The 11,605-nt window shown below is 72.3% G+C and carries 8 protein-coding genes; 6 read left to right on the top strand and 2 right to left on the bottom strand.

All coding sequences use genetic code 11. From position 1 onward, the window contains the following. Positions 1–87 precede the first annotated feature (87 nt). On the bottom strand, positions 88–1,011 hold the full coding sequence (gene rpoH / locus MNZ39_RS04950) for an RNA polymerase sigma factor RpoH (protein ID WP_242335372.1): 924 nt from the start codon (positions 1,009–1,011) through the stop codon (positions 88–90). A 300-nt stretch (positions 1,012–1,311) separates the two neighbouring features. Here rpoH and MNZ39_RS04945 point away from each other — a divergent pair, with 300 nt between their 5' ends. From MNZ39_RS04945 to rplC, 3 genes are all read left to right on the top strand, one after another. Further along, a complete protein-coding gene (locus MNZ39_RS04945) occupies positions 1,312–2,034 on the top strand; it encodes a sensor histidine kinase KdpD (protein WP_242335369.1) in 723 nt (240 codons plus the stop codon). Continuing rightward, positions 2,031–2,408 (top strand): response regulator, encoded by a 378-nt coding sequence (locus MNZ39_RS04940; protein ID WP_242335366.1) that lies wholly within the window; start codon positions 2,031–2,033, stop codon positions 2,406–2,408. Before MNZ39_RS04945 ends, MNZ39_RS04940 begins: the two co-directional genes overlap by 4 nt. A gap of 152 nt (positions 2,409–2,560) precedes the next feature. Further along, positions 2,561–3,271 (top strand): 50S ribosomal protein L3, encoded by a 711-nt coding sequence (gene rplC, locus MNZ39_RS04935; RefSeq protein WP_242335363.1) that lies wholly within the window; start codon positions 2,561–2,563, stop codon positions 3,269–3,271. Between the two features lie 183 nt (positions 3,272–3,454). On the opposite strand, the gene typA is transcribed toward rplC, so the two are convergent. After that, positions 3,455–5,308 (bottom strand): translational GTPase TypA, encoded by a 1,854-nt coding sequence (gene typA / locus MNZ39_RS04930; RefSeq protein WP_242335361.1) that lies wholly within the window; start codon positions 5,306–5,308, stop codon positions 3,455–3,457. A 168-nt stretch (positions 5,309–5,476) separates the two neighbouring features. Between typA and MNZ39_RS04925 the strand changes: the two genes are divergently transcribed. The 3 genes from MNZ39_RS04925 to MNZ39_RS04915 are packed head-to-tail and all read left to right on the top strand — an operon-like array spanning position 5,477 to position 11,560. Continuing rightward, positions 5,477–8,797, top strand: a complete 3,321-nt coding sequence (locus MNZ39_RS04925; RefSeq protein WP_242335357.1) for a response regulator — start codon at positions 5,477–5,479, stop codon at positions 8,795–8,797. Beyond that, positions 8,794–10,596, top strand: coding sequence for an ATP-binding protein (locus MNZ39_RS04920; protein ID WP_242335355.1), 1,803 nt, complete (start codon positions 8,794–8,796; stop codon positions 10,594–10,596). Before MNZ39_RS04925 ends, MNZ39_RS04920 begins: the two co-directional genes overlap by 4 nt. Positions 10,597–10,600: 4 nt before the next feature. Then, positions 10,601–11,560, top strand: coding sequence for a hypothetical protein (locus MNZ39_RS04915; RefSeq protein WP_242335352.1), 960 nt, complete (start codon positions 10,601–10,603; stop codon positions 11,558–11,560). The last annotated feature ends 45 nt before the right edge of the window (positions 11,561–11,605 follow it).

Below are 11,605 nucleotides of genomic sequence, written 5' to 3'. Positions count from 1 at the left end.
TCGCGCTCCGCAACGCCTGCCGGAACGTCGCGCGGCCCGAGGCGGAGCGCCCCGGGCCGCGGTGATCTCCAAAGTCGAGGCGATCCGTCAGGCGAGGGCGGCGTCGTCGACGTCGACCGGCGTCCCATCCGTCGGCCACTCGATCTCGCTCGCGAGCGCGTGGAGCTCCTGCTTCAGCTTCTCCTTCGCCCGGATCTCCAGCTGGCGGGCGCGCTCGCGCGAGAAGCCGAAGTGCTCCCCCAGCTCCTTCAGCGTGAGCGGGCGATCGGCCATGACGCGCTGCTCGATGATGTAGCGCTCGCGCTGATCGAGGCGCGCGAGGGCCGCGGTCACCTTCGAGGCGACGATCTGCTGCTCCTCGGCGACGGAGAGCTCGTCGTCCTGGGCTGCCGCCTTGCCGGCGACGAAGTCGATGTGCGAGTAGCCGCCGTCGTCGCCCATCGGCGCGTCGAGCGAGAGGTCGCGGCCGTCCATCCGCTGCTCCATCTCCTCGACCTCGGCGGGCTTCACCCGGAGCTTCTTCGCGATCTTGCCCTTGTCCTGCGCGTCGGAGTCCAGGCCGTGCTCGACGGACATCTTGTCGAGCTCGCGCTTCGTCCGCGCGAGGGAGAAGAACAGCTTCCGCTGGGCCTGCGTCGTCCCCAGCTTCACGAGCGACCACGACTTGAGGATGTAGTTCTGGATGTAGGCCCGGATCCACCAGACGGCGTACGAGATGAGCCGGATGCCCTTGTCCGGATCGAACTTCTGCACCGCCTTCATGAGGCCGATGTTCCCCTCCTGGATGAGGTCGGCCATCTTGAAGCCGTAGGAGCGATACTCGTACGAGACCTTCACCACGAACCGCAGGTTGGCCGTGACGAGGCGGTGCGCCGCGCGCGTGTCCCCCTGGTCGCGGTAGAGCCGAGCGAGCCGCTGCTCCTCATCCACGGTCAGGAGAGGAAAGCGATTGATCTCCGATAGATACAGCTCGAGGGAGCTGGTGGTCGTCGGGATCGCGATGCGCTTCATTCGGCCTCCGGAAGGTTGCCTAGTGACGGGAGCTGGAGAAAGCAACGGACGTGCCGCAAAGGGGTAGGGAAAAATTGTGCGCGATTCCAACGGCTTGGCTGTTAGGACAGGAGCCGCTCGGAAACCGGGTGGCTGTAGAAATGACAGGAAACGCGCGAGCCCCCGGCCCCGTTGGGTTTTTTCCCTGTAATTCGTTCTGCAAGACCTACGGGGTGGTTGCAGACCTCACTTGCGCGTGACAGACGGGGTACCCAGGTTGTGGCTGCACGCTCGTCGGGATGGCGGCCAGGCAGGTGGATCGTGGAGCGCGAGCAATCGGAACAGCCCAAGAACGCATCGGACTCGGAGGAGAGGGCGGACGCGAACGAGCGGCGCAGCGGGTATCTCGGCTTCGTCGCCCATGAGGTCCGCAACCCGCTCTCGACCGCGCTCTGGACGGCCGAGCTCCTGGCTCGAATGTCGCCCGAGGAGCGTGGCGGGGCTCGCGGCGACAAGCTCTCCGCGATGTGCCTGCGCTCGCTCTCCCGCGTTCGCCAGCTCGTCGAGGATCACTTCCTCTGCGAGCGGCTCGACGTGGCGGGCATCCCCGTGCGCGCGGAGCCGCTCTCCCTGGGCGAGATCCTCGAGGGCCTGCTGGAGCGGCGTCCCGCCGACGCCCCGCCCGTCACCGTCGAGCTCGACGGGCCGATCACGGTGGCCGCCGATCGCTCGCTGCTCGAGCGGGCGATCGAGGCACTGCTCGCCGTCGCGGGCAGCGAGGGAACGCCCGTCCGCGTGGTCGCACGCACGGGGGAGGACGTCTCGATCTCGGTGTCGGGCCACGCGGTGCCCCCCGAGGCGCTCGAGGATCCGCGCAAGGGCTCCCCCAGTGATCCGAAGGGGCGGGCCCTCGCGCTTCCGGTCGCCCGCCGCGCGGCGGGGGCGCTGCACGGCAGCCTCGCGCTGTCCGAGGATGGTTACCTCCTCACGCTCCCGCGAGTGAGGGCATATACTGCCCCGCCCGATTCACCCCGGGAGCCATGACCGATCCCCTCGTGCTGGTCGTCGACGACGACCCCGACATCCTCGACGCCATCTGCGACATCCTCGAAGGCGAGGGTTATCGCGTGGCGCGCGCGCGTCACGGGGTGGAGGCGCTCGAGCGGGTCGAGGCCGAGAAGCCGGCCATCATCCTGCTGGATCTGATGATGCCCGTGATGGACGGGCTCGCCTTCGCCCAGGCGCTCCGGGAGCGGCCGGGCAGGGCGGAGATCCCCATCGTCGTCATCTCGGCGGACGGCAACCCGCAACGCGCCGCGTCGGTCGGGGCCGCAGGCTACCTGGCGAAGCCATTCGACATCGACGCGCTGCTCGCGCAGGTCGCGCAGATGACCTCGTCGGAGTGCGCCTCGCTCTGACGGCGACATCACCCGACCGCGCCCGGAAAACCGGCGGCGGTACGCGGGCTTCCCTTGACACCCGCCCGCCGGACGGGTAGAAACCGCCCCTTTCCAACGGCACGTCCTCCGCGGCCAGTCGTGACGCGCGGCGGACCAATGCGAGGTGACACATGGCGACAGGGCTTCTGGCGAAGAAGCTTGGGATGACGCAGATCTTCACCGCCGAGGGCGACTGCATCCCGGTGACGGTGATCGAGGCGGGTCCCTGCACGGTGGTGCGGCGCAAGACGGCCGAGAAGGACGGCTACGACGCGGTCGTGCTCGGCTGGGGTGAGGTGGACGAGAAGCACGCCCACCGCCTCACGAAGTCCGAGGTCGGCGTCTTCAAGAAGGCCGGCACGCCCATCTTCCGGCACGTGAAGGAGATCCGCGTCAAGGACGCGAAGCTCCTCGGCGAGCTCAAGGCCGGCGACGTCCTCACGGTCGACAAGGTCTTCAAGGAGAACCAGCGCATCGACGTGGCCGGCATCACGAAGGGCCGCGGGTTCACCGGCGTCATGAAGCGCTGGAACATGAAGGGCGCCGCGCGCGACTCGTCCACGGCGCACGAGCACCACCGGCACGTCGGCGCGATCGGTCAGCGCAAGACGCCGGGCAAGGTCTGGAAGGGCAAGCACCTCCCCGGCCACTACGGCGTCGACAACGTCACGGTCCAGAACCTCACGGTCATGGGCGTCGAGGCCGACAAGAACCTCCTCCTCGTGAAGGGGGCAGTGCCGGGCCACAATGACGGCCTCCTCTTCGTCAACACGGCCGTGAAGGGCCAGCCGCGCGCCAAGCAGGTGCAGGAAGTCCGCGCCCGCGCGAAGCCGAAGGTCTAGCGGCCTCCGCCGCACGCCGGTCGAAGGACACGAGACGCCGCTCCGGGGAGACCGGGGCGGCGTCTTCGTTCGTGGCGATCGCGCTCGCTGTCGGCGCGGGGGGCCGGAGACGTCGACGCCGCCCGCGGGCGGGGCCCGGGGCGGCGTCGGTGACGGCTGGCTGCTCTAGGACGGCCGAGCGCCTCAGGCCTGCGCCGAGGCGGAGCCGCCCTTCTTGCGGTCGCGCTCCAGCTTGTAGCGAAGGGTCGGGTCGAGGAACTTCTTCCGGAGCCGGATCGAGAGCGGCGTCACCTCGACGAGCTCGTCCTCGGCGATCCACTCGAGCGCCCGCTCGAGGCTCATCTCGCGGGGCGGGGTGAGGATCACGTTCTCGTCCCGGCCCGCGGCGCGGATGTTCGTGAGCTTCTTCTCCTTCGAGATGTTGAAGTCGAGGTCGTTGTCGTGGCTGTGCTCGCCGACGATCATGCCGGCGTAGACCTTGTCGCCGGGCTTCACGAACAGCGCGCCGCGCTCCTGCGCGTAGAAGCAGGCGTAGGCGACGACGTCGCCGATGCGGTCGGCCACGATGGCGCCGCTCTTCCGCTTCTCGATGCGCCCCTGCCACGGCTCGTAGCCGTCGAACTGCGAGGACATGATGCCCTCGCCGCGGGTGAGCGTGAGGAACTCGCCGCGGAAGCCGATGAGGCCGCGGGCCGGAACGCGGAACTGGAGGCGGGTGCGGCCCGAGCCGAGCGGCTGCATGTCCACCATCCGCCCCTTGCGCGACCCCATGCTCTGCGTGACGCCGCCGACGCCGTCGTCGGGCAGGTCGCAGACGAGCAGCTCCATCGGCTCGTGGACCTCTCCCTCGATGGTCTTGAGGATGGGCTCCGGGTTCGAGACGGTGAGCTCGTACCCCTCGCGGCGCATGTTCTCGACGATCACCGCGAGCTGGAGCTCGCCGCGGCCGACCACCTTGAAGGCGTCCGGCGTCTCGGTGTCCTCGACGCGGATGGAGACGTTCTTGTACGCCTCGCGGTAGAGCCGCTCGCGGATGTTGCGGCTCGTGACGTACTTGCCTTCCTTCCCGGCGAAGGGGCCCTCGTTCACCTTGAAGACCATCGACATGGTCGGCTCCTCCACGCTGATGCGGGGGAGGGCCACCGGATTCGCCGGGTCGGCGATGGTGTCGCCGATGCCGATCTCCTCGGCGCCGGCGATGCAGACGATCTCGCCCGGGCCGGCGTCCTTCACCTCGACGCGCTTCAGCCCGTCGTAGGCGTAGAGCCGGACCACCTTGGCCGGGACGATCTTGCCCTCCTCGCGCATCACCGCGATCGCGTCGCCCTCGTGCAGCACGCCCGAGGAGATGCGCCCGATGGCGAGGCGGCCCACGTAGTCGTCGTAGTCGAGGTTGTCGACCAGCATCTGGACGTGGGTCCCGTCGCCGCCCGGCGGCGGGGGGACGTGGGTGAGGATGGCGTCGAAGAGCGGCTTCAGCGACTCGGCCTCGAAGGCGCCCTGGACCGTGTGGGCCGCCTTGCCCTCGCGGGCGATGGCATAGATGACCGGGAAGTCGATCTGGTGCTCGTTCGCGCCGAGGTCGATGTAGAGCGAGTAGACGAGGTCGAGGACCTCCTTCGCCCGCGCGTCCTGGCGGTCCACCTTGTTGACGACGAGCACGGAGGGCAGCCCGAGCGCGAGCGCCTTGGAGAGGACGAAGCGCGTCTGGGGGAGGGGACCCTCGGCGGCGTCCACCAGCAGGAGCACGCCGTCCACGAGGCGGAGCGCGCGCTCCACCTCTCCGCCGAAGTCGGCGTGGCCGGGCGTGTCGACGATGTTGATCTTCACACCCTTGTAGGTGACGGCCGTGTTCTTCGCGAGGATGGTGATGCCCTTCTCGCGCTCGAGGTCGTTCGAGTCCATCACACGCTCGACGAGCTGCTCGTTCGCGCGGAACACGCCGGCCTGGCGCAGCATGAAGTCGACGAGGGTGGTCTTGCCGTGGTCGACGTGTGCGACGATGGCGACGTTGCGGATCTGCTCGCGGGGGGTCATGTAGGACTCTTTGCGTAAAAGGCCGGGACTTATAGTCGTTTCCAGCCGCGCAGGGCAAGCTAAACCGCGATGTCGGGCGATAGCGGGAAAATCGGCCAAGCGCCCGCCACGTGGTAGGATGGGCGCGTTCAGCAATTTTTCTCGCTCGCCGGGGGGCGCGCTTCAGGAATGCCTCACGTCATCCTCTTCGTGGACGACGAGCCGGAAGTGCTCGGCCTCTTGCGGCGCACGTTCCCGCCGCAGGATGGCTACGAGGCGCTCACGGCGGGCGGCGCCGAAGAAGCGCTGAAGATCCTCTCCGAGCGGGAGGTCGAGCTCCTCGTCACCGACCAGCGCATGCCGGGCATGAGCGGGGTCGAGCTCGTCTCCGAGGCGCGGCGAAAGCGCCCCGACCTCTGCGCCATCCTGCTCACGGCCTACACCGAGCCGCGCGAGCTCGTCGAGGCGATCAACCGCGGCGAGGTCTACCGGTACCTCGTGAAGCCGTGGGAGAGCGCGGATCTCCGCCAGACGGTGGTCCGTGCCCTCGAGCAGGTCCACCTGAAGCGGGAGCACGCGCGCCTGCTCGCCGAGGCGGAGCGCCGGCTCCAGGCCCTCCAGGTCGCCGCGGAGGTGGCCCGGGAGGCGAGCGTCGCGGAGAGCCACACGAGCCTCCTCGAGAGCGTCGTCGAGCGGCTCCCGCGCATCGTCCCGTGCGACGTCGCCGCCGCGCTCTTCGCTCCCCCCGGCAGCGCCCCCCTCTTGCTCCTCAAGCCCGTGGCGCGGCTCTCCGACTCGGCGCTCCTGCAGGTGAAGGAGGACGCGCTCGCCGCGTACGCGGAGCACTCGGGATCACGCCTCGCCGAGTCGTCGCTGCAGATCCGCGTGCTCGGCGGCGCCGGCCGGGCGAGCGCGTTCGGCTCGCGCCTCGCCGTCCCGCTCCAGGTCGACGGCGCCACGGCGGGTGTCGTCCTGCTCGAGAGCGCCGCCCCCGGCGCGTTCGGCGACGGCGACTCGCGCATCCTCGACGTCTTCGTGAACGAGCTCGGCGCGGCGCTGCGGGCCTTCGGCGCCAAGCACGCCGGCGAGCGGCAGCGGCTCGAGCGCGTGGTCGAGTGCATGGCGGACGGCCTGCTCTTCGCCGCGACCGGGTCCGACGAGGTGATCGCGAACCCCGCCGCGCGCCGCATGCTGGGGGCCGCGCTCGAGGGGCCGCTGCCGGTCAAGTGGCTCAAGGACGCGCTCGGCTTCTACCCGTTCGACCTCGTGCGCGGTCTCGAGCCCGATCCGTCGGGCCGCGCGTTCGTCCAGGAGGAGGTGCACCTCCTCGACCGGACGCTCTCGTCGATCGTCTCGCCGGTCGCCGAGCCGGACGGCCGGCTCGCCGGCGTCGCCATCGCCCTGCGCGACGTCACCGAGCAGAAGCGGCTCGAGGAGCGCAAGGAGGAGTTCGTCCAGGTCGTGAGCCACGAGCTGCGCACGCCGCTCACCTCGATCACCGGCGCGCTCGATCTGGTGCTCTCCGGTCTCGCCGGGGACCTGGAGCCGAAGCAGGGGCGCTACCTCCGCATGGCGCGGGAGTCGACCGAGAAGCTGAACGGGCTCGTCGACGACCTCCTCGACCTCGCGCGCCTCGCGAAGGGCAGGCTCGAGATGTCGCCGGAGGTCACGCGCCTCGACGAGCTCGTGCGCGCGACCGTGGAGCGGTACCAGCCAGCCGCCGCGGAGCGCGGGCAGGAGGTCGCCGTGGAGACCCCGCCCGCCCCGGTGCGGCTCCTCGCGGATCCGGGCCGCGTGGGCCAGGTGCTGTCGAACCTCCTCACGAACGCCATCAAGTTCGCGCCCGAGAACAGCGTCATCCGCGTGCGGCTCTTCCGCTCGCCGGCGCTCCCGGGGATGCTGGGGCTGTCGGTCTGGAACGCCGGCGAGGCGATCTCCGAGCCCGACCTGGAGCGGATCTTCGAAAAGTTCGAGCAGGCGCGCACCGATCGCAACCGGCGCGTGCGCGGCACGGGGCTCGGGCTCTCCATCTGCCGCGGCATCGTCGAGGCGCACGGCGGCGCGATCTGGGCGGAGAGCCCGGGCGACGGCGTGCGCTTCGTGGTCGTGCTGCCGGAGGAGCCGCCCGCGACGCCGGTCGACCGCGGGCCGATCGCGGCCGAGGCGCCGCTCGTCCTCGTGGTCGACGAGCCCGACGCGGCGACGCTCACCCGCGGCGTGCTGGAGGCGCGGGGGATGCGGTGCCACGCGACGAGCGATCCCCACGAGGCGCTCACGGAGGCCCGCCGCCGCCGCCCGCGCCTCGTCGTGTACGACCCGCGGGTCGTCACGCTCGCGGGCGTGCCCCTCGCGGACATCCTGCGCCACGACGCGGACACGCGGCAGGCGGCCGTGCTCGCCTTCGCCGACCCGAGCCAGCGCGAGGCGGCGTTCCGGGCCGGCGCGGAGGCGTTCGTGACGAAGCCGGCCTTGCCCCCGGTGCTCGCCGCCGCCGCGGAGCCCTTGCTCCGGCGGGGGCGGCCTGCCGGCGGGCGCGTGCTCGTCGTCGACGACGACCCCGCCATCCGCGCCATCTCGGCGGAGGTGCTCGCGAGCCAGGGCTACGAGGTCCTCGAGGCGGACACCGCCGCCGAGGCCCGCCGCATCGTGCAGGAGAAGCGGCCGCAGCTCCTGCTCGTCGACGTGCAGCTGCCGGACGGGAACGCCTTCGCGCTGCTCGAGGGGCTCGCCGAGGAGCGCGCCTCCGAGCCCTTCGCGGTCGTGTTCCTCTCCGCGCGCGGCGAGACCGCCGACAAGGTGCGCGCGCTCCGGCTCGGGGCCGACGACTACCTCACGAAGCCCTTCGACGCGCAGGAGCTCGTCGCCCGGGTCGACGCCGTGCTGCGCCGGCGCGAGGCGACGCTCCACGCCTCTCCGATGACGCGGCTGCCGGGCGGACGCGCCATCGATCAGGAGGTGGAGCGGCGGCTCGGCGGGCGCGTCCCGTTCGCGCTCACCTACGTCGATCTCGACAACCTGAAGGCGTTCAACGACCACTACGGCTACGCCAAGGCCGACGGCGTCATCATCCAGACGGCGGGCATCCTCCGGCACGCGGTGACCGAGCACGGCGGCGAGGCCGCGTTCCTCGGGCACATCGGCGGGGACGACTTCGTCGTGCTCACCGCGCCCGAGCGCGCCGGGGCGGTGTGCCGGGAGATCATCTCCACCTTCGACCGCGTGATCCCGCTGTACTACGACCGCGAGGACCGCGAACGCGGCTTCATCGAGGCGGCCGATCGCTTCGGCGTCCCGCGCCAGTTCCCGATCCTGTCGCTCTCCATCGCGACCGTCGTCGCGCCGCCCGGTCGGTACGCCGCCCACGCGGACGTCGCCCGCGCCGCCTCCGAGCTGAAGGAGCGAGCGAAGCAGGTGCCCGGCAGCGTCCACCTCTGCGACGACCCGGCCGCCACGGCGGGCCCGGTCGTCGTCGCCGGGGGCGCCACGGGCGGCGGCGGGGCGGCGGCATGACGCTGCAGCGCAAGCTCGCGCTCGTCCTCCTCGCAGCCTCGCTCGCACCGGTCGTCGGAGTCGGCTTCCCGATCGCGGCGTGGGCCCAGCGCGAGCTCGTCCGCCGCACGTCCGCGGAGCACCTCGCCCGCGCTCGCTCCGGCGCGGCGAGCGTGGCCGCGGAGCTCGCCCAGATCGACGCGACCCTCGGCGCGGCGGCGGAGAGCTGGCGGCCCGACCGCCTCGACGAGGCCGAGCGGCGCTGGCTCCTCGTCGTCCTCTCGCGCCAGCTCCCGGCCGCGGAGGCGAGCGCCATCGTGGACGCGAGCGGCAGGACGCGCGCGCTGGTCACGGGGTCGGGAGCCGCCGCGGACGCGTTCCTCGCTGCGGTGCGCGCCGCCGGGGAGCGCGCGCTGCCCGGGCTCGTGCTGCTCGCGTACGACGAGCCCGGGGCCGGCGCGCACCTCGCGGCCGTCCGCGCCCTGCCCGTCCGCGAAGGGCGCACCTGGCTCGTGGGCGTGCGGCTCGGGACGGAGCTCGTGCAGCCGCGGCTCGACGCCGCGGTGCCCGAGGGCGGGGCGGTCTACCTCGTCGACGGGGCGCGAGTGGTCGTCGCGTCCGCGGGCGCGCCCCCGCTCGAGGAGGCGGCGCGCGCGGAGCTCGCGGGACGGCTCGATCCCGCGCGCGCAGGGACGCTCCAGGGCCGGAGCGCCCTCGCGGCCTGGGCGCCCCTCCGCAATTCCTCGGGGTGGAGCGTCCTCGTCGTGGTCCCCGCGAAGGTCGCCTACGGCTCGATCGTCGGCCTGCGCCACGCGGCGCTCACCGCCTGCGCGCTCGTGGCACTGGGCGTGCTCGCGATCTCGTTCCTCGTCGTCCGGCGCACGGCGGTCGGGCTCTCGCGCATCGACGCGGCCGCCCGCGCGCTCGGCGCGGGAGAGGTGGCGGTCCGGCTCCCCGCGGACGGGCGCGACGAGGTCGCGGCGGTGTCGCGCACCTTCAACGCGATGGCGGACGAGCTCGGCACCGCCCGCCAGCGGCTCGAGCGCTGGAACGAGGATCTGCAGCGCGAGGTGGAGCTGCGCACGCGCGAGCTGCGCGAGGCCCAGGCGCAGCTCCTCGAGGCCCAGAAGCTCGCCGGGATCGGCCAGCTCGGCGCGGGCGTCGCGCACGAGATCAACAACCCGCTCACGGGGATCCTCGGGAACGCGCAGCTCCTGCTCGAGGCGATGCCCCCCGGGCACCCCGACCGCGAGTCGCTCGAGAAGATCGAGACGCTCGCCCGGCGCTGCCGCGACATCACCCAGAAGCTGCTCCGCTTCAGCCAGCAGCGCCCCGAGCCCGACTTCCGCGACCTCGACGCGAACCGGGTCGTCTCGGAGTCGCTCGCGCTCGTCGAGGGGCACCTCCGCGAGGCGGGCATCCCGATCGACGTGTCGCTCGCCTCGCCCGCGCCGCGGGTGCGAGGGGATCCCGGCCACCTCGCGCAGGTCGTGCTGAACCTGCTCTCGAACGCCCGGACCGCGTGCCTGGGGAGGCCTGGCGGCGCGATCCGGATCGCGACGCGGAGCTCCGGGGGCGAGGTCGAGATCGTGGTGCAGGACGAGGGGAAGGGGATCGCCCCGGAGCACCTGCCGCGCATCTTCGAGCCGTTCTTCACGACGAAGGATCAGTGGAGCAACGTCGGGCTGGGGCTGTCGGTCTCCTACCGGATCGTCGCGGAGCACGGCGGCCGGATCGACGTGGAGAGCCGGACGGGCGACGGGAGCACGTTCACGGTGCGGCTGCCGGCGGCAGGCTCCTCCGCGGCGACGGCGGCGTAGGGTCATGGACGACCGGCGCGAGCGCACGATCTTCTGGATCCTCGTCGCGGCCCTGCTGGCGGCCACCGGCGGCGCCTACGCGCTCATCCTCGGTCCGCCGCCGGGGGAGCGCGACCCCGTCGTCGTCCTCGCCGACGAGCCGCCTCCTCCGCGGGCAGGTCCTGAGGGTCCCGCCCAGGCTCACCCGTCGCCGGGCCGGCTTCGCCTGGCGGTCGCGGAGGTCGTCGGTGACGTCGCGCTCGTCCGCGGCGGCGTCGCGGCCCCCGCCCGGCCTGGCGACGCGCTGCAGCTGGAGGACGCGCTCGTCGCGAGCGCGGGCGCGCGCGTCAGGATCTCGGGGGGATCGTACGGGGTCGTCCTCGAGGAGGCCGGCCAGCTCGAGGTCGGGACGGCGTCGGCCGAGCTCGCGCTGCTGCGCCTGGGCGCCGGATATCTCAGCGCGACCGTCGCGGGAGGCGCGCTGGAGATCGCGGCCGCTCCGGGCGCGTCGGTGCGGAGCGAGCGCGGCACCCTCTCGGTCGCGCGGCAGGGCGGCTCCCTCGCGGTCGCCGTGCGCGAGGGCGGCGCCGTGCTCGGCGCCGCCGGCGGCGCGGTCGCGCTCACGGCGGGTCAGCAGTCGCTCGCGCTCGAGGGGCGACCGCCGCAGGCCGCGACCGCGATCGCGTCGTCGCTGCCCCTCGAGGTGAGCTGGCCCGCCCTGCGCAGGACGAACCGGGGCAGCGTGGTCGTGACCGGCCGCACGGCGCCCGGGGCGATCGTCGTGATCGGCGGCGCCTCCGTGAAGCTCGAGCCGGACGGTCGCTTCACGCACGTGATCGTGCTGCACGAGGGTGAGCAGCGCCTCGCCGCGCATGCGCGCGCGGTGGGCGGGCTGGAGGCGGCGGCGCACGGGCCGATGCTGGTGCTCGACACGCACGCGCCGGACGCCCGCTTCGACACGCAGGATCTCTGGGAAAAGCCGTAGCGCCGGCCTCGCCCCCGCCGTTCGGCGGTATCTCACCTTTCCCCA

Source organism: Anaeromyxobacter sp. SG66 (assembly GCF_022690805.1).
GTDB lineage: Bacteria > Myxococcota > Myxococcia > Myxococcales > Anaeromyxobacteraceae > Anaeromyxobacter > Anaeromyxobacter soli.
This window is presented reverse-complemented; position numbering and strand designations above follow the sequence as displayed.